A 23,727-nucleotide genomic window follows, 5' to 3' on the forward strand; every position below is an offset into this window, starting at 1 on the left:
TCTTTCAATCCGATAGCCGCCGCTTCCTGGGGGCACCGGCGCGTCTTCGCCGCGCCGGTGACGCGAGCCTGGCCGGGTGCCTGCTCGCCGTGGGGGCGGGGCGGAAGTCACATAGATCATGGAAAAACGTATGTCTACTCAACAACGAGCGGCCGGCAACGCCTGCCCGACCGCCGCTTTCAGCTTCGACCCTGCCCGTCTCGCACAACGCCGCCGCTGGGCGGGAGCCTTCGCCGCACTGTGCGGCCTGGCCCTGTCTCCGTCGGCGCTCCTGGCCGAGGAGCACTCCCAGCACCAGGATCACGCCGTGGAGCTGGCGCCGAGCGTGGTCACCGGAGTCGCCCAGAGTTCGCCGCTGACCATCGTCACCAATCCCAAGGAGCCGCGCCAACCGGTGCCGGCCAGCGATGGGGCCGACTACCTGAAGACCATTCCCGGCTTCGCGGTGATCCGCAACGGCGGCAGCAACGGCGACCCGGTGCTGCGCGGGATGTTCGGTTCGCGCCTGAACATCCTCACCAACGGCGGCATGATGCTCGGTGCCTGTCCGAACCGGATGGACGCGCCGACCTCCTACATCTCGCCGGAAACCTACGACAAGCTCACCGTGATCAAGGGCCCGCAGACGGTGCTCTGGGGGCCGGGCGCGTCGGCCGGGACGATCCTCTTCGAGCGTGAGCCGGAGCGCTTCGGCGAACTCGGCTCGCGGGTCAACGCCAGCCTGCTGGCCGGCTCCAATGGCCGCTTCGACAAGGTGCTGGACGCCGCCGCCGGCAACCGGCTCGGCTACCTGCGCTTCACCGGCAACCACGCGCAGTCCGACGATTACGAGGACGGCGCCGGGAATACCGTGCCGTCGCGCTGGAAGAAGTGGAACGGCGACGTCGCGGTCGGCTGGACCCCCGACGAGGACACCCTGATCGAACTCACCGCCGGCAAGGGCGACGGCGAGGCACGCTACGCCGGGCGCGGCATGGACGGCTCGCAGTTCAAGCGCGAGAGCCTGGGCCTGCGCTTCGTCAAATCGAACGTCAGCGATGTGCTGGAGAAGGTCGAGGCACAGGTCTACTACAACTACGCCGACCACATCATGGACAACTTCCGCCTGCGCACTCCCGACCCATCCAGCATGATGCCCATGCCGATGGCGTCCCAGGTGGACCGACGCACCCTCGGCGGTCGCCTGGCGGCCACCTGGCGCTGGGACGACTTCAAGCTGGTCACCGGGGTCGACGCCATGCGCAACGAGCACCGCGCGCGCGGCTCCAAGTACGACATGATGACCGACTACTACACCGACGCCGACCAGTTCCCCTGGAGCAAGGACGCGGTGTTCCACAACTACGGGGCCTTCGGCGAACTGACCTGGTTCGCCGCCGAGCGCGACCGGCTGATCGGCGGGTTGCGCCTGGACCGCGCCTCGGTCAAGGACTACCGGCAGACCCTGAAGTCCGGGCACATGGGCCACGCCATGGCCAACCCGACGGCCAACGACACCCGCGCCGATACCCTGCCCAGCGGCTTCGTGCGCTACGAGCACGACCTCGCCGACTCGCCGACCACCCTCTACGCCGGCCTCGGCCATGCCGAGCGCTTCCCCGACTACTGGGAGCTGTTCTCGCCCAAGCGCGGGCCGAACGGGTCGGTCAACGCCTTCGACAAGATCAAGCCGGAAAAGACCACCCAGCTCGACTTCGGCCTCCAGTACAACGGCGACAAGCTGCAGGCCTGGGCCTCCGGCTACGTCGGGGTGGTCCAGGACTTCATCCTGTTCAGCTATCGCGAGGGCATGATGGGTTCCTCGACCCAGGCGACCAACGTCGACGCGCGGATCATGGGCGGCGAGCTGGGCGCTTCCTACCAGCTCACCGGCAACTGGAAGACCGACGCCAGCCTGGCCTATGCCTGGGGCAAGAACAGCTCGGACGACCGCGCGCTGCCGCAGATCCCGCCGCTGGAAGCGCGCTTCGGCCTGACCTACGAGGAAGGCGACTGGAGTGCCGGCAGCCTGTGGCGGGTGGTCGCGCCGCAGAATCGCATCGCCAGGGACCAGGGCAACGTGGTCGGCAAGGACTTCGACAAGAGCGCCGGCTTCGGCGTCTTCTCGCTCAACGGCGCCTACCGGGTGACTCGCAACGTCAAGCTGAGCGCCGGTGTCGATAACCTGTTCGATAGTTTTGTCAAGCAGAATTTTCAAGCGGCCTGATCGCCGGAAAGCCAGTCCCCATGCGGGTTTAGCGCCCGTTCCTCGCTGCCCAAGATGCCCTGCCTGCCTGGTCTAGGAGCCGGATAAGAGCCAAGGGAAAGAACGCCACCGGACAAGCATGGCGTGTTCCAGCGCAGCAGTTCCCCCAATTCCTCTGTTCCTTCGATGCCCATGTTGGGCGTCCCGGCGTTCCGCCGTCGGGTGCGCGGGCTGCGCCCCGCGCTTCGTGCCGAATCGCGGCCATCCGGCTTTTTCCCCTGACGCCTTCGGCCCTCGGTCGTCGCTATGGAAATTTCCCAGGCAGTGTCTGGGAAATCTTCCCTGACGCTTTTGGCCCCACAGGCCTGCGCGCTCCGCTTGCCCCAAAAGCCGACTTTGTGCAGTGGGCGGGGTGTGGGCGGTCTTGCTGTTCCCTTCACCGTATCACGGCGTTCTCGCCGTCAATGACTGCGCGTGCTCGCACGCTTGCGGCCTGATGGCCGTCTTCGATCCCTGACTGCTTGCGCTGCGCCGTGCTCGCCACGGTTCCGGGCAATTCCGCCCGAGCAACCGGAGCACGATCATGTCGCAACTGACCCTTCTTCCTTCCGTCGATTCTCCGCTCATGGTGCGCGATGGTCGCGGCCGCTATCGGCCCAGAGTGTGTAAAAACACTTTCTTATCTTGCGTGCTTCAGCCCATTGCTCCTGGGCGTGGCGATTTCCCGATTATTTACCACGATCAGCGCCGGTAACGCTTCAGAGCGCGTATGAAGCGCTTTGGCACCTCTTGGGGCAGTAAAAGCTGGGCTTTTACGCCGCCATCGCCTTCAACAAGCCTTCGGTGCCGATGATTTTCATCACCCGCTTCAAGTTGTAGGCGAGCACATTCAAGCTCATTTCTGCGCTCACCCCATTCAGTTTTCGAGTCAGGAAGTGCGTTGCTCCCATCCATTGTTTGAGCGTCCCGAAGGGATGCTCAACAGTCCGTTTTCGAACCCGCATCATCTCCGGTGCTTGGTTCAGCCGGCGTTGCATTTCCTCCAGCACCGCTTTCATGTTCCCAGCGCCTTACTCGACGATTTGTGCTTGGCGTGCACTGGGTTTTCAGCGCGCAACTCTGGCACTTTGAACTCCAGTAACAGTGCATATTCATGCCTTTCTCAACGCTGGAGAATCGCCAAATCAGTGCCTCTCCAGCCGGGCATGTATATTCGTTTTTCGTCGCGTCATAAACGAAGGCATCTTTGTTGAACCGGCCATCAGCCTTGGCGCTTGAAGTCATCGGCTTTGGCACATAAGCGGTGATGTTTGCATCGTGACAGGCGAGGATTTCTTCACCCTTGAAGTAGCCTCGGTCGGCGACTACCGACAATGTTTCTGCGCCAATGGCTTCCCTAGCTTGCTTGGCCATCGAGCTGAGTTGGTCGCGGTCAGAACCTCTGTTGGTGACCTCATGAGCAACAATCAAATGGTGCTGCGTATCGACCGCCGTCTGCACGTTGTAGCCGACGATACCGCTGCCGCGCGTCATCATCGAACGGGCATCCGGGTCGGTCAGCGAAACCTGTTTGTCAGGGGAATCGTTGAGCTGAGTTTCGATCCCTTGAAGCTCTTTCATCTGCGATTTGAGCTTGGCGATTTTATCTTCCAGGCTGGCAATGTCTGGCGCGGAGGCGCTAGGAATCTGTCGATCAGCCGCATCGAGCGCAGCCAAATAACGGCCGATGCTCGCCTCGATTTCTTCCATGCGCCGCTTCAGTTTGGCGCTGGTGAAATTGCGGTCACGGTTGTTCACTGCCTTGAATTTGCTGCCGTCGATGGCAACCAGGTTTTCGTCAAACAACCCCAACTGCTGGCAGAGCAAAACGAACTGGCGGCAGACGCCGCGAATGGCCTTGCTGTTGTCTTTTCGGAAGTTGGCGATGGTCTTGAAATCGGGCATCAAACGCCCGGTTAGCCACATGAGTTCGACGTTGCGCTGGGCTTCTCGCTCCAGACGTCGGCTCGATTGAATTCGGTTTAGGTAACCGTAGATGTAGATCTTCAGCAGGATCGCCGGGTGGTAGGCAGGTCTGCCGGTTTCGGCTGGAATGACGCCATCAAAACCTAGATTGGCCAAATCGAGTTCATCGACGAAAACGTCAACCACCCGAACCGGATTGGTATCGCTGACGTAGTCGTCGAGGCTTTCGGGAAGTAAGGTGCTTTGACCTCGATGTTCACCCTGGATAAACCGTTTCATGGGCGTCCCTTGCGATGAGATTCTCGGAAATCATAGCAAGGGTTTACCGGGATGTTTTTACACACTCTGGGCCGGCGACGGCCGACCAGATTCTGGAAGCTGCGCGCCAGGCCATCGAGCACAAGATGCAGCGCGGGGATTCATTCACGTCGCCGGCGGCCGTCAAGGAGTACCTGCGCGCCAAGCTGGCCGGCTTCGAGCATGAGGTGTTCGCGGTGCTGTTCCTCGATACACAGCATCGCCTGATCGAGTATGCCGAGATGTTCCGCGGCACGATCGACTCGGCCGAGGTGCATCCGCGCGAAGTGGTCAAGACGGCCCTGCGTCACAACGCGGCGGCAGTCGTCATTTCGCACAACCACCCGAGCGGGAACCCGGAGCCGAGCGCCGCAGACAAGGTGCTGACCAAGCAGCTCAAGGAGGTGCTGGCGCTGGTGGATGTCCGCACGCTGGATCACATCATCGTGGCGGGCAGCAAGACCACTTCATTTGCCGAACACGGCCTGCTCTGACCGAAGGGGCTTCGGCCCCTTTTTGCTGCGTCCGCAGCTCGCTCAGGCCATTGCCCGCAACCATGCCAGCAAGTCGGCCTGCGGCCCATCGGGCGGCAGGGGCTGGGGCGATAGCAGGCAGTAACGCGAGCCGTCTTCGATGAAGCCGAGCGGCGCGGCCAGCACGCCGCTGTCCAGATCGTCGCGCACCAGGTGCCAGGGGCCGATGGCGACGCCGAGGCCGGCCACGGCCGCCTGCAAGCTGAAATAGAAGTGCTCGAAGGTCTGCCCCGGCGCGTCCGACACGGGCTGGCCTGCGGCCGTCGCCCATTCCGACCATGCGCCCGGCCGCGTGCGCGTGTGCAGGCGCGGTGCGCCGGCCTTGAGCACGGCGCCGGCCTTCTTCGTGGAGAACCAGGTCGCCACCTTGTCGGGGCGGCAGACCGGGCCGACCTTTTCCGCGAACAAGGGTTCGGCGTGGTAGCCCTCGGGCCAGGGGAAGTCGTCGCGACGGATGGCCAGGTCGATGCCGCTGGCGAAGGAGAACGACCCGCCGCCGGCCACCAGATGCACGTCGATCCCCGGATGCCGGGCCTGGAAGTCCGGCCAGCGCAGGATCAGCCAGCGCATCAGCAAGGTCGGCTCGCACGACAGCACCCAGCGCCGCCCCTGGCGGGCGCTGGCACGCAGCTCGCCGACGGCCTGCCGCATCAGATCCAGGCCATTGCCCACGGCGCGCGCCAGTGTGCGCCCGTCATCGGTCAGGAACACGCGCCGGCTGCGGCGCTCGAACAGGGCCACGCCCAGCTCGTCTTCGAGCAGACCCACGGCCCGGCTGACCGCGCCGTGGGTCAGGTGCAGTTCGTCGGCGGCCCGGCTGAAATTCTCCAGCCGGGCCGCTGCCTCGAAGCAGCGCAAGGCCAGCAGCGAAGGCAGGCGCGTGTCGGTCAATGGTGATTCCAGCTCACCATTCTTGTCAGAAAGCATCGTTATTCACTGGGGATTTTCGTCGGTAGTATCTCGACAATTCGTTGTTATTCGACAGGATACGCCATGCCAGAACTGATAGCTGTCATCACAATCACCTTGCTGGCTGTCATCAGCCCTGGGCCGGACTTTGCGATGGTCACGCGCAACAGCCTGATGCTGTCGCGTCGCGCCGGTGTGCTGACGGCCCTGGGCATCGGCCTGGGCGTGCTGGTGCATGTCACCTATACGCTGGTCGGCGTGGGCCTGCTGATCCAGCAGTCGTTGTGGCTGTTCAATGCCATCAAGCTGGTCGGTGCCGCGTATCTGGTCTATCTCGGTGTGAAGATGCTGCGGGCCAAGCCTGCCGGCGCGCTGGCTGACAGCACCGTGGCGCCGCTGTCGGATGCGGCGGCGCTGCGCACCGGCTTCCTGACCAATGCGCTGAATCCCAAGACCACGGTGTTCATCGTCAGCCTGTTCATGCAGGTGGTGCGGCCGGACACCCCGCTGGCGGTGCAGATCGGCTATGGCGCTTTCATCTCCGTGGCGCACATGGCCTGGTTCGCCTTGGTCGCCTTGTGCTTCTCGGCCGGGGCCGTGCGCGACCGGCTGCTGGCGGTGCGCCATTGGATCGACCGTGCTTTCGGCGGGCTGCTGGTCGGCTTCGGCGTTCTGCTGGCGGTGGCGCGCGGCTCACGCTGACCGCCACGGAAATCCGAGACAGTGTTTCGGAAATTCAGCATGCCAAGGTTTGTGCATGACGTGGGGCGGTCTTGCTGTCCCCTTCACCGTATCACGTCGTTCTCTCCGTCAAGGGCTGCGCGTGCGAGCACGCTTGCGGCCCGTGGCCGTCCTTGACCCCTGACGGCTGCGCTGCGTCGTGCTGGCGACGGTTCCGGGCAATTCCGCCCGTGCAACCGGAGATCGTCATGAACGACAAATCGCACGTTTCCCTCGAACAACACGTTTGCCTGGTCTGCGGCGCTCGCTTCGACACCGGCGCGATCCTGCTGGACAAGCGCCTGCGCGCGAGCATGGAGCGCCACACGGCGACAGGCTGGGGCTTGTGCCCGGAACATCAGAAGCTGTCCGACGATGGCTTTGTCGCCTTGGTCGAATGCGACCCGCAGCGCAGCGGCTCACAGGCCAGCGGCCGCATGAAGCCCGAACAGGCGTACCGCACGGGCCGCCTGGCGCACCTGAAACGCGAGGTATTCGCCGATGTGTTCAACGTGCCTATCGAGGACAAGCAGCCCTGCGTGTTCGTTGAACCCGGCGTGATCGAGCAGTTGCAGGCGATGACCGCGCATTGATCGCACAGCCACCATCCGGCGCGTTGTCCTTCGGGACGACGCGCCATTTTTTTTGCTGTATCCGCGTCCTTCGCGCTTTCGCGCAATGCCACCTCGAAAAAGCCAGATGGTGTCTGGCGAATCTGCCGCGCCGAGGCGCATGGAGGGTGTGGGCGGTCTTGCTGTTCCCTTCATCGTGCCACGGCGTTCTCGCCGTCAAGGGCGGCGCGCGCTTGTGCGCGCTTGCGTCCTGGCGGCCGTCTGCGACCCCTGACTGCTTGCGCTGCGCCGTGCCCCGAAAGGGGCGGGCAATTCCGCCCGGCAACCTTTCAGGAGTTCATGTCATGAGCAGCCATCACGATTGGGTCATCGAAGTTTCGGCACAGCACGACGCGCACAAGCCGTTCGCGCCGGAGAACGGCCAGCCGCTGCGCTTCAAGATCGGCGACGCGGTGATCTACACCAACGACTTCGGCGCACAGTTCCATCGCCGCGTCACCGGGTTCTATCAGCCTGCCGGGCCTTGCGGGCTGTACGCGCTCGGCCGACGCTACTTCATCAATTCGACCTCGCCCTGGATGCCAGTCGCGGAATCCAGCCTGCGCCCTGACGACGCGGCTTAATGCCTTCGCGCCCCTCGATGCCGCCGAACCGGCTGGCGCCGGATCGGCACTGTATGGCGTCAGTCGTACATCCTGTCCGGGCGCTCTCGCCGTTGTCCGCGCTCATTGGCTTCCAGCCAGTCGAACAGCGCGTCAATGTCTTGATCCAACTGGAACAGCGACGCCTCGGCCATCATGTGCCAGGTGGCGCATTCGTCGGCATGGTGCGCGTTGTTCACCACGGCATTGAGCTGCTGATGCAGGGCCAGCAGCCGCTTTTTCTCCGCTGCGACTGTCTCGCGGTCGGTCGTCCAGACCATCGAGGGCAGAAAGATGCCTGACGGTGATGCGCTGGTCGTTGAAGCCTCGGTGCAAGGTTGTTGTGTCACGGGAACTCTCCGAAGTTGGGAAGCCTTCACGATAGGCAGGCACCTTCTTTGTCTCCAGTCGAAATTCGCTCAAAAACGCACCGATTTCGGCATCAGCTCCAGCAGCGCCAAGGCAAAGGCGGGATGGGCGTCCCCGGCCAGAAAACATGGCCGGTCGCGCTGTCGTGCTGCGCATCGAACCCCCTGCGGGGTTTCGCCCCTGACGGGCTTCCATCGTTCCCTCGCTCCGCTCGGCTGACGCCTCCGGCCCGGCTTCCAGATCCGGGCCTGCGCGCTTCGCTTGCCGTGCGGTTCGTCACACAAGGGCGGCCGTTGCCATGTCCAGCCGTCTCCCCTGACTTCATCACCTTGTCCGCGACCGTAGCCCGCTTCCGTGTGCCGTCAAGGCGCGCAGGGCCGTGTCCTCGGCTGCGCCTGCGGGCCGCACCAACCCCGCGCTTGTTTCCTTGACGGCCCCCGTCCGCGCGCTCCTTTGGCCGCGGGCGATGAACTCAGGAAAGACGGTGGCAACAGGGCCAACCGGGTTCCTCGTGCCGACCGCACCGAACAGCCGAAAGGCTGGGCTCCGAATCTAGGAATCCGGTGTGCGGTGTGAACAGCAAACCCTTTTCGTCAGGAGAAAGACCATGCAACTCGCATCCCGATTCGCTTCCCGTTCCCCCTCGCTGCGCAGCGACTACCCGCTGACCGATGACCAGATTCACCGCGTAGCGCCGTCCATCTTCGCGGACGCGCCGCATGAAAGCCGTTCGCAGCGTTACGCCTATATCCCCACCGCCGCCGTGCTGGCCGAGCTTCGCAAAGAAGGGTTCCAGCCCTTCATGGTGACGCAGACCCGCGTGCGCGACCAAGGTAAGCGCGAGCACACCAAACACATGCTGCGCCTGCGCCACGCCAGCCAGATCAACGGCGCGGAGGCCAATGAAATTGTGTTGCTGAACTCGCATGACGGGACGAGCAGCTATCAGATGCTGGCCGGCATGTTCCGGTTCGTGTGCAGCAATGGCCTTGTCTGCGGCGACACCGTGGCCGATGTGCGCGTGCCGCACAAGGGCGATGTTTCCGGGCATGTCATCGAAGGCGCTTACGAAGTCTTGCGCGGCTTCGACCGGGTGAAGGATTCCCGCGATGCCATGCGCGCCATCACGCTGGACGAAGGCGAGGCCGAAGTGTTCGCCCGTTCCGCGCTGGCACTCAAGTACGACCCCACCGATAAAAAGCCCGCACCCATCACCGAATCGCAAATCCTGATGCCGCGCCGCTTTGATGACCGCCGCCCGGACTTGTGGAGCGTGTTCAACCGCACGCAAGAGAACCTGACCCAAGGCGGCCTGCGCGGGCGCAGCGCCAACGGACGCCGGCAGCAAACCCGCCCGGTGCAGGGCATCGACCAAAACATCCGACTGAATCGCGCCCTCTGGCTGCTGGCCGATGGCATGCGCCAATTGAAAGCCTGATTCCCCACGCGGCAGGGGCAGGCAGCAGCCCTTGCCGCATCCCTCGTTGCTGCATCCCTGAACCGTTAGGAGTTATCACCATGAACGCCATTACCCAAACCGAAGCCCGCGCCCTCAACACCGCCGCCGCTATCCCGCTGGAAACCGCCGACCCGACCAAGAACCTGATTCTTGTCCCTCTGTCGCGGCTGGTGTCGCGGCCGACTGGCCGCAACGTGCGCAAGACCCCGCGCATGTCCATTCCCGAACTCGCCGCCAGCATCCAGCGTGTCGGCCTGCTGCAAAACCTCATCATGGGGGTTGGGGAGCAATGGAACTGAAAACCAACGTAAGCCGAATTAGAGTTCGTTTTACTCGTCAGCGACTGCGAATTAACGAACTTTGATTCGTGAGAAAGGTTTATTGCACTGATTTTCGGGTGTTGGTGACCTTTCCTCGCGATAGCGGAAACGGTTTCATAAAACGGTCGTTTTTCGAAACTATCCAGACGTTGCAAGGGTTTGCGGGGCAGCGACTGAGCTTAAGTGCACTTTCTGTTCCGTTGCTCCCCCAACCCCAAGCTCTCGTGGGCCAGCGGCGAGCCGGTGGAGAGAAGCGCCTTGAGGCGTTGCAATTTGTGCGTTTCGCGTGGCTTGGCGCCGGCCTTCTCCAGCGCGGCGAGGTACTTGGCACTGGTGCCGAAGATGCTGATGCCCTCGGCATCGATCAGCTCGATCAGGCGTTCGGGCCCCGGATGGAAGGGCGAGCCGTCGAACAGCACCAGGGTGGCGCCCAGGGCCAGGCCGGAGACCAGCCAGTTCCACATCATCCAGCCGCAGGTGGTGTAGTAGAACAGGCAATCGTTGGCCGTCAGGTCGGTGTGCAGGCCGAGTTCCTTGACGTGCTGCAGCAGGGTGCCGCCCACGCCGTGGACGATGCACTTGGGCACGCCGGTGGTGCCGCTGGAGTAGAGGATGTATAGCGGCTGGTCGAAGGGCACGGCGGTGAATTCGGGTTCGCCGCCGGGGCGGTAGAAGTCCTGCCACAGCGACACTCGGGCCTGGGTGCTGAAGTCGGCGGGCTTCGCCTCGGGCCGGGAGTAGGGCACGACGACGAGTTGCTCCAGGCTCGGCAGGCGTTCGAGGATTTCACCCAGCTTGGCGGCCAGGTCCAGATTCTTGCCGGCGTAGCGGTAGCCGGCAGCGGCGATCAGCACCTTGGGCTCGATCTGGCCGAAGCGGTCGATCACCCCCTGGGTGCCGAAGTCCGGCGAACAGGACGACCAGGTGGCGCCGAGGCTGGTGGCGGCGAGCATGCCCACCACCGTCTGCCAGGTGTTGGGCATAAAGGCCGCGACCCGGTCGCCGACGCCCACGCCAGCCGCGCGCAGGCTGCGCTGCAGGCCAGCGACATGCCCGGCCAGCTCCAGGTAGCTGAGCTGCTCGCGGCTGCCGTCTTCGCCCACGGCCACCAGCGCCGGATGCGGGTCGCGGCGGCGCAGCAGGTGTTCGGCGAAATTCAGCCGGGCGCCGGGGAACCAATCGGCGTCGGGCATGGCCGGGCCCTCGCGCAGCACCCGCTCGGCGGGCGCGCTGAAGCGAATCTCGAAGAAATCGACGATGGCCTGCCAGAAGGCCTCGCGCTGTTCGATGCTCCAGGCGTGCAGGGCCGGGTAGTCAGCCAGTTCGAGGCCGTGGCGCCGGTTGATCAGGCGGCGGAAGGCATCCAGGCGGGTAGCGGCGATACGTTCGGCGGAGGGCGTCCAGAGAGGCTGCTGCATGGCCGGTCCTCGTCGTTGCTTGTCGGTACTTTCTACCCTAGCGCAAGCGGACGGGGTTGCCTTGACGCGCAGCGACGCTTATCGCCACGCGACCGACCTTCTGCCGCAGTGACGCCACCACGGCAACTGGCGCGAAACGCAAGGTGGCTCGGAGCGTAGGGTGGATCACGCTTCACCGATCCACCATGGCGTGACACCGTGGTGAGGATTGGTGGATGAACAAAGCGTCATCCACCCTACGGGCTTATCGGCTCAGGCGTGCGCGCGCCACCCGCGAACCGTTGGCCTTGCCCAGCACCTCGCAGATGCGCTGGCCGGCGGCGATCAGCTTGTCCATGTCGATGCCGGTGTCGATGCCCAGACCCTGCAGCATGTAGAGCACGTCCTCGGTGGCGACATTGCCGGTGGCGCCCTTGGCGTAGGGACAGCCGCCGAGGCCGGCGACCGAACTGTCGAACACCTGGATGCCTTCGAGCAGGCTGGCGTAGATATTGGCCAGGGCCTGGCCGTAGGTGTCGTGGAAATGTCCGGCCAGCAGGTGGCGGGGGATGTCGCGGCCGACCACGTTGATCAGGTGGCGGGTCTTGCCCGGCGTGCCGGTGCCGATGGTGTCGCCGAGCGATACCTCGTAGCAGCCCATGGCGTACAGCTCGCGGGCGACGCTGGCGACCTGCGCCGGGTCGATCTCGCCGTCGTAGGGGCAGCCGAGCACGCAGGACACATAGCCGCGCACGCGCACCTTGGCGGCCTTGGCCGCCTCCATCAGCGGCACGAAGCGCTCCAGACTCTCGGCGATGGAGCAGTTGATGTTCTTCTGCGAAAAGGCCTCGCTGGCGGCGGCGAATACCGCCACCTCTTCGACCTCGGCCTGCAGGGCGGCCTCGAAGCCTTTCAGGTTCGGCGTCAGCGCGGCGTAGGTGACGCCCGGCTGGCGCTGGATGGCGGCGAAGACGTCGGCGGAGCCGGCCATCTGCGGCACCCATTTGGGCGAGACGAAGCTACCAACCTCGACATAACCGAGGCCGGCGGCGCTCAGGTCGTCCACCAGGCGCACCTTGTCGGCCACGCTGATCGGCTGTTTCTCGTTCTGCAGGCCGTCGCGCGGGCCGACTTCGACCAGGCGTACGGATTTGGGCAGGCTCATCGGGGTTCCTCGTATGTATCCGTTGTCATCGCGCGTGCGCGGTGGCGTAGGGTGCGCCGTGCGCACCATGGGGTTTGGCTATCTTAGGGCGCTTGCTGCGCATGACGCACGACAGCGTAGGGTGGATGTCGCTTTTTACATCCACCAACGCAGCCGTTGGTGCGCAAAGCCTAGGCGGCCCCGCGACACCCTACGACAATTCCACCAGCACCGCGCCGTCGCCGACCAGCTCGCCTTCGCGGCAGTAGATGGCCTTGACCGTGCCGGCCTCGGGCGCGCGGATGCTGTGTTCCATCTTCATCGCTTCCAGCACCACCAGGGCGGTGCCGGCCTCCACGGCCTGGCCCGGCTCGACCAGTACGCGGACGATGCTGCCGTTCATCGGCGCGGTCAGGCCGCCGTGCTGATGATGGCTGGCCTCGGCGGCGGCGATCGGGTCGAAGCGGCTGACCGCGTGCAGTTCTCCCTGCCATTGCAGGTACAGGGTGTCGCCCTGGCGGATCGCGGGCAGGCGCTGCTGCGCCGCGCCGGGCACCAGCAGGCTGTCGCCCTGCAGATGCGCCTGGCCGCTGGCGCGCACCTTGCGGCTGCTGCCCTGGCAGCTCAGGTGCAGTTCGATCTCCGCCGGGCCGCCGCTGCGCCAGCCGCTGCGCGCGGCCCAGGGCGAATGGGCGTCGTCGGCGCGACGGTGTGCGGCTTCGCTCTGGATAAAGGCATCGGCCGCCAGTTGCCAGAAGGCCTCCGGCAGCTCGCTGGGCGGTGGCAGCAGCTGCGCCTCGTGGCGCGGGATAAAGCCGGTGTCCAGCTCGGCGGCGGCGAAGGCCGGATGGGCCAGCACGCGACGCAGGAAGGCCAGGTTGGTCTTGACCCCGCCGACCAGGGTTTCGTCGAGCATGGCCAGCAGGCGCAGGCGCGCTTCCTCGCGGTTCTCGCCCCAGGCGATGACCTTGCCGAGCATGGGATCGTAGAAGGGCGAGACCACATCGCCCTGGGCCACGCCGCTGTCGGTACGTCGGCCGGGGCCGGCGGCGGCTTCGCGGTACAGCGCCAGGGTGCCGGTGGCCGGGAGGAAGTCGTGGTCCGGATCTTCCGCGTACAGGCGCACCTCGATGGCGTGGCCGTTAAGCGGCACTTGTTCCTGCGTGATCGGCAGCGCCTCGCCGCGGGCGACGCGAATCTGCCAGGCCACCAGGTCGAGGCCGGTGATCAGCTCGGTGACCGGGTGTTCCACCTGCAGGCGGGTGTTCATCTCCATAAAGAAGAAGTCGCCGCGCTCGTCCAGCAAAAATTCCACGGTGCCGGCGCCGACGTAGCCGATGGCCTGGGCGGCCTTGACCGCCGCCTCGCCCATGGCGCGGCGCAGTTCGGGTGACAGGCCGGGGGCGGGGGCTTCTTCCACCACCTTCTGGTGGCGGCGCTGGATCGAGCAGTCGCGCTCGTTCAGGTACAGGCAGTGGCCGTGCTGGTCGGCGAATACCTGAATTTCCACGTGGCGCGGTTTGAGTACGTATTTTTCCACCAGCATGCGCGAGTCGCCGAACGACGACTGCGCCTCGCGCTGGGCGCTGGCCAGGGCCTCGGCCAGCTCGCTTTCGCGCTCGACCACCTTCATGCCCTTGCCGCCACCGCCGGCAGCGGCCTTGAGCAGCACCGGGTAGCCGATGCGCTCGGCGGCCTGGCGGAAGGTGTCGATATCCTGCGCTTCGCCGTGATAGCCGGGCACCAGCGGCACGCCGGCGGCCTCCATCAGCGCCTTGGCCGCGGACTTGCTGCCCATGGCGTCTATGGCCGAGGCGGGCGGGCCGAGGAAGATCAGCCCGGCTTCTTCGATGGCGCGGGCGAAACCGGCGTTTTCCGAGAGAAAGCCGTAGCCGGGGTGGATGGCCTGGGCGCCGCTGGCCCTGGCCGCGTCGATCAGCTTGTCGATCAGCAGGTAGCTTTCCGCCGGCTTGGCGCCGCCCAGATTCACCGCCAGGTCGGCCTCGCGCACATGCCGCGCCGTGGCGTCGATGGCGCTGTGCACCGCCACGGTACGGATGCCCATGGCCTTGGCCGTGCGCATCACGCGGCAGGCGATCTCGCCGCGGTTGGCCACCAGCAGGGTGTCGATAGGCTTGAGGTTCATGCTTGTTGCTCCTGCCAGGCGGGCGTGCGTTTGTCGAGGAAGGCGCGCAGGCCTTCCTGGCCTTCGGCGCTGACGCGCAGACGGGCGATGGCGTTCTCGGTATAGCGGCGCAGGGCCGGCGTCAGTTCGCCGCTGCCGACTTCGCGCAGCAGGTCCTTGCTGGCGCGCATGGCCTGCGGGCTATTGAGCAGCAGGTTGGCGATCCAGGCCTCGGCCTGGGTATCGAGTTCGGCGGCCGGGCAGGTCTCGGCGAGCAGCCCGAGCTCGCGGGCGCGGTGGCCGTCGAAGCGCTCGGCGGTCAGTGCGTAGCGCTTGGCCGCGCGTTCGCCCAGTGCTTGGACCACGAAGGGACTGATCACCGCCGGGGCCAGGCCGATACGCACTTCGGACAGGGAGAACAGGCTGTCCTCGGCGCCGATGGCCATGTCGCAGCAACTGACCAGGCCCACCGCACCGCCGAAGGCCGCGCCCTGCACCACGGCCAGGGTGGGGATCTTCAGGGCGGCCAGGTTGTACATCAGCTCGGCCAGCTCGCGGGCGTCATTGAGGTTGGCGTTGTAGTCGAGCTCGGCGGCCTGCTGCATCCAGGCCAGGTCGGCGCCGGCAGAAAAGTGCTTGCCGCGGCCGCGCAGCAGCAAAAAGCGCAGGCTCTTGTCCTCGCCAACGGCGTCGAGGGCGAGGATCAACTCGCGGATCATCGCGGCGTTGAAGGCGTTGTTCTTCTCCGGGCGGTTGAGCCACAGGGTGGCAAAACCGCGCGGGTCTTTTGCAAGCTCGATGGTGGTGAAGTCGGTCATGGTCATTCCGTAGGGTGCGCCGTGCGCACCGATACATTGGATTCGGTGTGGGAGGGGCTTTAGCCGCGACCTGTAGCGCGGTTGTCGCGGCTGAAGCCCCTCCCACGGATTACATGCGGAACACACCGAAACGGGTCGGCTCGATCGGTGCATTGAGGCTGGCCGACAGGGCCAGGGCCAGCACTTCGCGGGTCTGCGCCGGGTCGATCACGCCGTCGTCCCACAGTCGGGCGCTGGAGTAGTATGCGTGCGCCTGCTTCTCGTACTGCTCGACTATGGGCTGCTTGAGGCGCTGCTCGTCCTCGTCCGAATAGTGCTGACCGGCGCGCTCGGCCTGCTCGCGCTTGACCTGCACCAGCACGCCCGCGGCCTGTTGCGCGCCCATCACGCCGATCTTGGCGTTGGGCCACATCCATAGAAAACGCGGGTCGTAGGCGCGGCCGCACATGCCGTAGTTGCCGGCGCCGAAGCTACCGCCGATGATCACGGTGAACTTCGGCACCTGGGCGCAGGCCACGGCGGTGACCAGCTTGGCGCCGTGTTTGGCGATACCGCCCTCTTCATATTTTTTCCCGACCATAAAGCCGGTGATGTTCTGCAGGAACAGCAGCGGAATGCCGCGCTGGCAGGCCAGTTCGACGAAGTGCGCGCCTTTCTGCGCCGACTCGGCGAAGAGGATGCCGTTATTCGCCAGGATCGCCACCGGGTAGCCGTCGATGCGGGCGAAGCCGCACACCAGGGTGGTACCGAACAGCGCCTTGAATTCATCGAACTGCGAGTCGTCGACGATACGGGCGATCACCTCGCGCACGTCGAACGGCTGCTTGGCATCACTCGGAATCACCCCGTACAACTCCTCGGCCGGGTAGCGCGGGGCGATGGGCGCGCGGGCGTCGAGCTGGCCGAGCTTGCGCCAGTTGAGATTGGCGATGCTGCGCCGGGCCAGGGCCAGGGCATGTTCGTCGTCGTCGGCATAGTGGTCGGCCACGCCGCTGGTCTTGCAGTGCACATCGGCGCCGCCCAGCTCCTCGGCACTCACCACTTCACCGGTGGCGGCCTTGACCAGAGGCGGGCCGGCCAGAAAGATCGTCGCTTGCTGGCGCACCATAATGGTCTCGTCGCTCATCGCCGGCACGTAGGCGCCGCCGGCGGTGCAGGAGCCCATCACCACGGCGATCTGGGGAATCCCCATTGCGCTCATATTGGCCTGGTTGAAGAAGATCCGCCCGAAATGCTCGCGGTCGGGGAACACCTCGTCCTGGCGCGGCAGGTTGGCGCCGCCGGAGTCCACCAGGTAGATGCACGGCAGGCGGTTCTCGCGGGCGATGGCCTGGGCGCGCAGGTGCTTTTTCACGGTCAGCGGGTAGTAGCTGCCGCCTTTTACCGTGGCGTCGTTGGCCACGATCATGCACTCGACGCCTTCGACCCGGCCGATGCCGGCGATCACCCCGGCGGCGGGTACCTCTTCGCCGTAGACCTCGTGGGCGGCGAGCTGGCCGATCTCCAGGAAGGGCGAGCCGGGGTCGAGCAGGCGGTTGATGCGTTCGCGCGGCAGCAGCTTGCCACGCGCGGTGTGGCGCGCCTGGGCCTTCTCGCCGCCGCCTTCGTGCAGGCGGGCGAGCAGGGCGCGCAGGTCGGCGACCTGCTCGAGCATGGCCGCGCTGTTGGCGGCGAACTCCGGGGAGCGGGTATTGATCTGGGTATGCAGGATGGCCATGGTCGCTTCCTGTAGGGTGCGTCGTGTGCACCCTGCCGTTGTTTTGGTGCGCATGGCGCACCCTACGGATTACTTGGTTTCGTTGAACAGCTCGCGGCCGATCAGCATGCGGCGGATCTCGCTGGTGCCGGCGCCGATCTCGTAGAGCTTGGCGTCGCGCAACAGGCGGCCGGCCGGGTACTCGTTGGTGTAGCCGTTGCCGCCGAGCAGCTGGATGGTGTCCAGGGCCATCTTGGTGGCCATTTCGGCGGTGTAGAGGATCACCGCCGCGGCGTCCTTGCGCGATTCCTCGCCGCGGTCGCAGGCCTTGGCGACGTTGTACAGGTAGGACTTGGAGGCGTTCATGCCGGCGTACATGTCGGCCAGCTTGCCCTGCACCAGCTGGAATTCGCCGATGGACTGCTTGAACTGCTGGCGCTCGTGCACGTAGGGCAGCACCACGTCCATGCAGGCGCTCATGATCCCGGTGGGGCCGCCGGAGAGCACGGTGCGCTCGTAGTCCAGGCCGCTCATCAGCACGCGCACACCGCCGCCTTCGCTACCCAAGATGTTTTCTTCCGGCACCTCGCAGTCTTCGAACACCAGCTCGCAGGTGTTGGAGCCGCGCATGCCCAGCTTGTCCAGCTTCTGGTGGCGGGAGAAGCCCTTGAAGTCGCGCTCGACGATAAAGGCGGTCATGCCGCGCGAGCCGGCGTTGATGTCGGTCTTGGCGTAGATCACGTAGGTGTTGGCGTCCGGGCCGTTGGTGATCCACATCTTGTTGCCGTTGAGCAGGTAGCGGTCGCCGCGTTTTTCCGCGCGCAGCTTCATCGACACCACGTCGGAGCCGGCGTTGGGCTCGCTCATGGCCAGGGCGCCGACGTGCTCGCCGGAGCACAGCTTGGGCAGGTACTTGAGCTTCTGCTCGTGGCTGCCGTTCTTGCGGATCTGGTTGACGCACAGGTTCGAATGCGCGCCGTAGGACAGGCCGACCGAGGCCGAGGCGCGGCTGATCTCTTCCATGGCCACCACGTGGGCCAGGTAACCCATGTTGGTGCCGCCGTATTCCTCTTCCACGGTCATGCCCAGCAGGCCCATGTCGCCGAACTTGCGCCACATGTCCGCGGGGAACTCGTTGTCACGGTCGATCTGCGCCGCGCGCGGGGCCAGCTCGGCTTGAGAGAACTGATACACCGCGTCGCGCAGCATATCGATGGTTTCGCCGAGGCCGAAGTTGAGGGTGGGGTAGCTCATGGGACACCTTTTGTTGTTTTGGGGTGCGCCGTGCGCACCGGGTCGGTTGGGGGGGCGCGACGCACCCTACATGTCGGTTTCGGCCAGGGCTGCCAGGCAGCGCTCCTCGGCGGTATCGAGCTCCAGCTGCATCTGCCGGATGTCCAGCAGCTGCTGCTCGAGCTGGGCGCGGCGTGCGGCGATCTTTTCCATGAAGGTTTCCAGCTGCTTGCGGTTGCCGCTGCTGGGGTCATAGAGGTCGATCAGCTCCTTGCACTCGGCCAGGGAAAAACCGATGCGCTTGCCGCGCAGGATCAGTTTCAGGGTGACCAGATCGCGGGGGCTGAAGATGCGCTCCTGGCCGCGGCGCTCGGGGGCGAGCATGCCTTGCTCCTCGTAGAAGCGGATGGCGCGCGGCGTCACGTCCAGTTCGCGGGCCAGGTCGGAGATGGAGTAGGTGGTGGGCATCGGGGTGCTCTCGTTTACCTTTACGTTAACGTAAAGCTGGAAAAGCACCCCTGTCAAGTACGGACGATGCCGTCAGAAGGTGTGAACGGCCATGCCGAGCGCGCCAGCCAGCGCGCCCAGGACCATCTCCTGCTGCAGGCGCAGGCGGCTGGCGGGCTCGTCGCAGGCAGCCTGGGTCCAGGCCGGCAGCTGGTTGAGCAGCGAGACGATGGCCCGTACCGCGCCGCGACGGACAGCGTCTGGCGCCTGGCCGCACAGCGGCGCCACGGCCTGCAGCCAGTGCTGTTCGTAGCGCTCGCGCAGCTCGAGGATCTGCTCCAGCGGCTCGGGTGGCAGGCAGCACAGCTCGTATTCGGCCAGACGAAAGTGCAAGGGCATGCTCTGGTGCAACTGCAAGTGGCGTTCGAGCAGCGCGCGCAGCCGACTCCTGGCGTCGGGCTGGCTCTTGAGCAGTTGTTCGGCGCCCAGCGTCAGGGCGCTGTAGAACTCCTCGATGAACTCGAACAGCAGCGCTTCCTTGCTCTCGATATGGTTGTACAGCGAGCCGGCGGCGATACCCATATGGGCGGCCAGGTCACGCATGCCGACGCGACTGAAACCACGCTCGGCGAACAGCTCCAGCGCCGCACGCTGGGCATCCTGATAGCGTATTCCGGCCTTGCTGCGCGGCGCCGGGCGTGCCACCGGGCTAGACACGGAACTGCTCCGGGGCGCTGTCCTCGGCCTGGGTGACGTTCTGGTTGATATCTTCGCTCACGTGGACTTGCTCCAGGGTAGTGCTGGCGATGGATGTGGTGAGGTCGCCGAGATTGCGCAGCGCCTCGCCGCTTGCAGGTCGAGCCCGGACAACTCCGCGGCAGGTTCGGCAGAAGGGCGGGTGCGTGGCGCCCGCCGTTGCGTCAGAGCGGGTAGTGCGCCAGCTCGCGGGCGATCAGCAGGCGCTGGATCTCGCTGGACCCCTCGTAGATCTGGGTGATGCGCGCGTCGCGGTAGTACTTCTCCACCGGGAAGTCCTCCAGGTAGCCGTAGCCGCCGTGGATCTGGATGGCCTTGGAACACACCCATTCGGCCATTTCCGAGGCGAACAGCTTGGCCTGCGAGGCCTCCGACAGGCAGCTCAGGCCGGCGCTCTTCAGCTGCGCGGCATGCAGGATCAGCAGGCGCGCGGCGTTGAGCCGGGTGTGCATGTCGGCCAGCAGGTTGGCCACGCTCTGGTGCTCGGCGATCGGCTTGCCGAACTGCACGCGCTCGCGCGAGTAGCCCAGCGCCGCCTCGAAGGCCGCGCGGGCGATCCCCAGGGCCTGGGCGGCAATGCCGATACGCCCGCCCTCGAGGTTGGCCAGGGCGATGGCCAGGCCCTTGCCGCGCTCGCCGAGCAGGTTGTCTTGCGGAATGCGGCAGTCCTGCAGGGTCACCGCGCAGGTGTCCGAGGCCTTGATGCCCATCTTGTGCTCGCTGCGCTCGACCACGAAGCCGGGAGTGTCGGTCGGCACCAGAAAGGCCGACAGGCCCTTCTTGCCCAGCGCAGGATCGGTGACCGCGAAGACGATTGCCAGCTGCGCACGCTTGCCGTTGCTGACGAACTGCTTGGCGCCGTTGAGCACCCAGTGACCGTCCTGCAGCAGCGCCTGGGTGCGCAGGTTGTTGGCCTCGGAGCCGGCCTGCGGTTCGGTCAGGCAGAAGCAGCCGATGGCCTGGCCGCTGGCCAGCGCCGGCAGCCAGGCGTCCTGCTGGGCCGCGCTGCCGTACTTGAGCAGCGGCCCACAGCCCACCGAGTTGTGGATGCTCATCAGCGCGCCGAGGGCGCCGTCGCCGGCGGAGATTTCCTCCACGGCCAGGGCATAGGCCACATAGTCGGTGTAACTGCCGCCCCAGGCATCCGGCACCACCATGCCGAGCAGACCCAGTTCGCCCATCTGCGCCACCACGGCGTCGTCGATCCAGCCGGCCTGCTCCCAGGCCTGGGCGTGCGGCGCCACCTCGCTGCGGGCGAAGTCGCGCGCCATGTCGCGGATCATGCGTTGTTCTTCGGTCAGTTGCAGATCGTTCATCATGTTCTCCTGCGCTCAGGCGGTGCGAAGGGGCTTGCCGGAGGCCGGGCGGAAGCCGTTGAAGAAGGCCTGCACCCGCGCCGGCGCCAGCTCATCCAGGGTGGGCGGGTTCCAGCGCGGCTGCTTGTCCTTGTCGATGATCAGGGCGCGCACGCCTTCCATCAGGTCGCCCTTGGCGAACCACTGGTAATCCAGGTGCAGCTCCAGGGCGAAGCAGTCGGCCAGGCTCAGGTAGCGGCCGCGGCGCAGCAGCTCCAGGGTCACCGCCATGGCCAGCGGCGAGCGGCTGTCGAGTACGCGCAGGGTCTCCTCGGCCCAGTCGCGCAGCTCCGGGCGGCTCTCGCGGCGCAGCGCGTCGCGAATCGCCAGCAGGTCGGGCAGGGCGAAATGCTGGTCGATCGCCGGGCGCAAGGCCTTCAGCTCGGAACCGGGGATGCGCACGGTGGCCAGCTCGGTGAGCAGCGCGCGCAGGTCCTCGTGGGGCGAGTCGCTCCACTGCAGCTGGTCGAGACGGGCGTCCAGCTCGGCGAGCCGTTCGCTGGCCAGGCAGTAGTCGGCCAGGTCGGCGTAGAGCGCGTCGGCGGCGCGCACCTGCACGCCGGTGACACCCAGGTACAGGCCCAGTTCGCCCGGCAGGCGTGGCAGGAAGTAGCTGCCGCCGACATCGGGGAAGAAACCGATGCCGACCTCGGGCATGCCCATCCGCGTGCGCTCGGTGATCACTCGCAGCGAAGCGGCCTGGGCCAGGCCCATGCCGCCGCCCAGCACGTAACCGTCCATCAGCGCCAGTACCGGCTTGGCGTAGCCGTGCAGGTATTCGTCGAGGGCGTATTCCTCTTCGAGGAACAGCACGTTCTGGTTGTCGCCGGCACGCTGGCTCTCGTACAGCATGCGGATGTCGCCGCCGGCGCAGAAGGCCTTGCCGCCGGCGGCACGCAGGACCACGGCGACTATCGCCGGGTCCTGCTCCCAGGCCCAGAGGTGGCGGCAGAGCAGGCGCACCATGGGCAGGTCGAGGGCGTTGAGGCCCTCGGGGCGGTTCAGCGTCAGATGGCCGATGCCGTTGCGCACCTCGGCCAGTACCGCTTGCTCCTGGCTCATGTTCAGGCTTCCCGACGGAACAGGTTGATGATCGCGGAGAAGTCCAGGCCGCCATGGCCCTGCAGGCTGAAGGTCTGGTACAGCTGCTGGGCGGTGGCGCCAAGCGGCACCGGCTGGCGCGCGTGGCGTGCGGCATCGGTGGCCAGGCCGAGGTCCTTGAGCATCAGGTCGCTACCGAAGCCACCGCTGTAGCCGCGTGCGGCGGGCACGTTGTCCAGCACGCCGGGGAAGGGGTTGTACAGCTCCGAGCTCCAGCAACGACCGCTGGAGGTGTTGATGATGCCGGCCAGCACCTTGGCGTCCATGCCCAGGGCCACGCCCAGTGCCATGGCTTCGGCGACGCCGACCATGGAGATGCCCAGCAGCATGTTGTTGGCGATCTTGGCCACCTGGCCGTTGCCGGCGCTGCCGCAGTGCACCACGTTCTTGCCCATGGCCGAGAGAATCGGCAGGGCCTGGTCGAACACGCTGACCGAGCCGCCGACCATGAAGGTCAGGGTACCGGCCGCGGCGCCGCCGGTGCCGCCGGAGACCGGTGCATCGAGCATGGGATTGCCCTGGGCGATGGCCAGGGTCGCCACCTCGCGGGCGCTCAGCGGGTCGATGGTGGAGCTGTCGATCAGCAACACGCCCTGGCCGACATGGGCCAGCAGGCCGTCCTTGCCCAGGTAGACCTGTTTCACGTGGGCGGCGGTCGGCAGCATGGTGACGATCGCCTCGACCCCGGCCTTGGCCACCGCGGTGGGCGAGGCGGCGGCGCTGGCGCCGGCCTCCACCAGCGCGGCGACCGCCTGGGTGAAGGGGTCGAAGACGGTCAGGCTGTGGCCGGCCTTGAGCAGGTTGCGGGCCATGGGGGCGCCCATGTTGCCGAGGCCGAGAAATCCGATATGCATGGTGGATACTCCGTAGATGAGGGTGGCGGCAGCGATTCAGTGATGGCGGAAGTTCGGCGCACGCTTGGCGACGAAGGCCTGCATGCCTTCCTTCTGGTCGTGACTGGCGAACAGCGAGTGGAACAGGCGGCGCTCGAAACGCACGCCTTCGGCCAGGCCGATCTCCTCGGCGCGGTTGACGCATTCCTTGATCATCATCGCCGCCGGCAGCGATTTGCCGGCGATGCCGCGGGCCGCTTCCAGGGTGCGTTCCAGCAGCTCGGCGGCCGGCAGCACGCGGGCCACCAGGCCGGCACGCTCGGCTTCTTCGGCATGCAGCTGGCGGCCGGTCAGGCACAGCTCCATGGCCTTGGCCTTGCCCAGCGCGCGGGTCAGGCGCTGGGTGCCGCCGATGCCGGGGATCACCCCCAGGCTCAGCTCCGGCAGGCCGAAGCGGGCGTTGTCGGCGGCGTAGATGAAGTCGCACATCAGCGCCAGTTCGCAGCCGCCGCCCAGGGCGTAGCCGGCCACCGCGGCGATGATCGGCTTGCGCCGCGCGGCGATGCGGTCGGCGGCGGCGAAGAAGTCGTCGAGGTAGATCTGCGGGAAGCCCTTGTCGGCCATTTCCTTGATGTCGGCGCCGGCGGCGAAGGCCTTGGCCGAGCCGGTGATGACCAGGCAGCCGACCTCCGGGTCGGCCTCCAGGCGGTCGAGGGCCTGGTTCAGTTCTGCGATCAGCTGGCTGTTCAGCGCGTTGAGGGCCTGCGGCCGGTTGAGGGTGATCAGGCCGACGCGCTCGCGCACCTCGACCAGCAGGGTTTCGTAGTTCATCGGCGTGTTCCTGGCGGGGCC

The 23,727-nt window shown here is 66.1% G+C and carries 19 protein-coding genes and 4 pseudogenes; 8 read left to right on the plus strand and 15 right to left on the minus strand.

Annotated elements, in window-relative coordinates; all coding sequences use genetic code 11:
- Positions 1–118: 118 nt before the first annotated feature.
- Positions 119–2,203, plus strand: a pseudogene (locus tag LE197_RS34955) (TonB-dependent copper receptor); the annotation flags it as partial.
- A 565-nt stretch (positions 2,204–2,768) separates the two neighbouring features.
- A complete protein-coding gene (locus tag LE197_RS34960; RefSeq protein ID WP_226033802.1) occupies positions 2,769–2,939 on the plus strand; it encodes a hypothetical protein in 171 nt (56 codons plus the stop codon).
- Positions 2,940–2,997: 58 nt separating this feature from the next.
- On the opposite strand, the pseudogene LE197_RS34965 reads toward LE197_RS34960, so the two are convergent.
- Positions 2,998–4,429 (minus strand): annotated as a pseudogene (locus LE197_RS34965) (IS1182-like element ISPmo1 family transposase).
- 14 nt (positions 4,430–4,443) lie between these two features.
- Here LE197_RS34965 and LE197_RS34970 point away from each other — a divergent pair.
- The gene (locus LE197_RS34970) at positions 4,444–4,941 is read left to right on the plus strand and encodes a JAB domain-containing protein (RefSeq protein ID WP_226033803.1); all 498 of its coding nucleotides are present in this window, start codon (positions 4,444–4,446) and stop codon (positions 4,939–4,941) included.
- Between the two features lie 42 nt (positions 4,942–4,983).
- Here the strand turns inward: LE197_RS34970 and LE197_RS34975 are convergent, their stop codons facing one another.
- Positions 4,984–5,907 (minus strand): LysR family transcriptional regulator, encoded by a 924-nt coding sequence (locus LE197_RS34975; RefSeq protein ID WP_043154523.1) that lies wholly within the window; start codon positions 5,905–5,907, stop codon positions 4,984–4,986.
- Between the two features lie 66 nt (positions 5,908–5,973).
- Here LE197_RS34975 and LE197_RS34980 point away from each other — a divergent pair, with 66 nt between their 5' ends.
- The 3 genes from LE197_RS34980 to LE197_RS34990 all read left to right on the plus strand — a co-directional run bounded on the left by LE197_RS34980 (position 5,974) and on the right by LE197_RS34990 (position 7,804).
- Positions 5,974–6,591, plus strand: a complete 618-nt coding sequence (locus LE197_RS34980; RefSeq protein ID WP_043154526.1) for a LysE family transporter — start codon at positions 5,974–5,976, stop codon at positions 6,589–6,591.
- Between the two features lie 227 nt (positions 6,592–6,818).
- The gene (locus LE197_RS34985; protein WP_043154531.1) at positions 6,819–7,202 is read left to right on the plus strand and encodes a hypothetical protein; all 384 of its coding nucleotides are present in this window, start codon (positions 6,819–6,821) and stop codon (positions 7,200–7,202) included.
- A 323-nt stretch (positions 7,203–7,525) separates the two neighbouring features.
- Positions 7,526–7,804 carry a hypothetical protein gene (locus LE197_RS34990; RefSeq protein ID WP_043154534.1) on the plus strand — a complete coding sequence of 93 codons (279 nt, stop codon included), beginning with the start codon at positions 7,526–7,528 and terminating at the stop codon, positions 7,802–7,804.
- Positions 7,805–7,863: 59 nt separating this feature from the next.
- On the opposite strand, the gene LE197_RS34995 is transcribed toward LE197_RS34990, so the two are convergent.
- The gene (locus LE197_RS34995; protein WP_052158434.1) at positions 7,864–8,172 is read right to left on the minus strand and encodes a hypothetical protein; all 309 of its coding nucleotides are present in this window, start codon (positions 8,170–8,172) and stop codon (positions 7,864–7,866) included.
- A 626-nt stretch (positions 8,173–8,798) separates the two neighbouring features.
- Here LE197_RS34995 and LE197_RS35000 point away from each other — a divergent pair.
- Positions 8,799–9,629 carry a DUF932 domain-containing protein gene (locus LE197_RS35000; protein ID WP_043154539.1) on the plus strand — a complete coding sequence of 277 codons (831 nt, stop codon included), beginning with the start codon at positions 8,799–8,801 and terminating at the stop codon, positions 9,627–9,629.
- Between the two features lie 80 nt (positions 9,630–9,709).
- Positions 9,710–9,925, plus strand: a pseudogene (locus tag LE197_RS35005) (chromosome partitioning protein ParB); the annotation flags it as partial.
- A gap of 263 nt (positions 9,926–10,188) precedes the next feature.
- Here the strand turns inward: LE197_RS35005 and LE197_RS35010 are convergent.
- From LE197_RS35010 to LE197_RS35065, 12 genes and pseudogenes are all read right to left on the minus strand, one after another.
- Positions 10,189–11,388, minus strand: a pseudogene (locus tag LE197_RS35010) (AMP-binding protein); the annotation flags it as partial.
- Positions 11,389–11,632: 244 nt separating this feature from the next.
- Entirely contained in the window at positions 11,633–12,532 is a 900-nt protein-coding gene (locus LE197_RS35015) for a hydroxymethylglutaryl-CoA lyase (protein ID WP_023123350.1), read from the minus strand.
- Between the two features lie 190 nt (positions 12,533–12,722).
- Positions 12,723–14,657: an acetyl/propionyl/methylcrotonyl-CoA carboxylase subunit alpha gene (locus LE197_RS35020; protein ID WP_023123349.1), complete on the minus strand. Its 1,935-nt coding sequence runs from the start codon at positions 14,655–14,657 to the stop codon at positions 12,723–12,725.
- Positions 14,654–15,454: a gamma-carboxygeranoyl-CoA hydratase gene (locus LE197_RS35025; protein WP_023123348.1), complete on the minus strand. Its 801-nt coding sequence runs from the start codon at positions 15,452–15,454 to the stop codon at positions 14,654–14,656. Before LE197_RS35025 ends, LE197_RS35020 begins: the two co-directional genes overlap by 4 nt.
- A 109-nt stretch (positions 15,455–15,563) precedes the next feature.
- A complete protein-coding gene (locus LE197_RS35030) occupies positions 15,564–17,171 on the minus strand; it encodes a carboxyl transferase domain-containing protein (RefSeq protein ID WP_023123347.1) in 1,608 nt (535 codons plus the stop codon).
- A gap of 69 nt (positions 17,172–17,240) precedes the next feature.
- Complete coding sequence (locus LE197_RS35035) at positions 17,241–18,404, minus strand: isovaleryl-CoA dehydrogenase (protein WP_023123346.1); 1,164 nt, start codon at positions 18,402–18,404, stop codon at positions 17,241–17,243.
- Between the two features lie 66 nt (positions 18,405–18,470).
- Positions 18,471–18,851, minus strand: coding sequence for a MerR family transcriptional regulator (locus LE197_RS35040; protein WP_003239740.1), 381 nt, complete (start codon positions 18,849–18,851; stop codon positions 18,471–18,473).
- Positions 18,852–18,923: 72 nt separating this feature from the next.
- Positions 18,924–19,547, minus strand: coding sequence for a TetR/AcrR family transcriptional regulator (locus LE197_RS35045; protein ID WP_023123345.1), 624 nt, complete (start codon positions 19,545–19,547; stop codon positions 18,924–18,926).
- Between the two features lie 203 nt (positions 19,548–19,750).
- Positions 19,751–20,902 carry an acyl-CoA dehydrogenase family protein gene (locus LE197_RS35050; protein WP_023123344.1) on the minus strand — a complete coding sequence of 384 codons (1,152 nt, stop codon included), beginning with the start codon at positions 20,900–20,902 and terminating at the stop codon, positions 19,751–19,753.
- A gap of 15 nt (positions 20,903–20,917) precedes the next feature.
- On the minus strand, positions 20,918–22,003 hold the full coding sequence (locus LE197_RS35055; RefSeq protein ID WP_023123343.1) for an enoyl-CoA hydratase/isomerase family protein: 1,086 nt from the start codon (positions 22,001–22,003) through the stop codon (positions 20,918–20,920).
- A 2-nt stretch (positions 22,004–22,005) separates the two neighbouring features.
- A complete protein-coding gene (gene mmsB / locus LE197_RS35060; RefSeq protein ID WP_023123342.1) occupies positions 22,006–22,896 on the minus strand; it encodes a 3-hydroxyisobutyrate dehydrogenase in 891 nt (296 codons plus the stop codon).
- A 36-nt stretch (positions 22,897–22,932) separates the two neighbouring features.
- On the minus strand, positions 22,933–23,706 hold the full coding sequence (locus LE197_RS35065; RefSeq protein ID WP_003239749.1) for an enoyl-CoA hydratase: 774 nt from the start codon (positions 23,704–23,706) through the stop codon (positions 22,933–22,935).
- Between the last annotated feature and the right edge of the window lie 21 nt (positions 23,707–23,727).

The sequence above is a fragment of the Pseudomonas sp. PS1(2021) genome (assembly GCF_020405165.1).
GTDB lineage: Bacteria > Pseudomonadota > Gammaproteobacteria > Pseudomonadales > Pseudomonadaceae > Pseudomonas > Pseudomonas aeruginosa.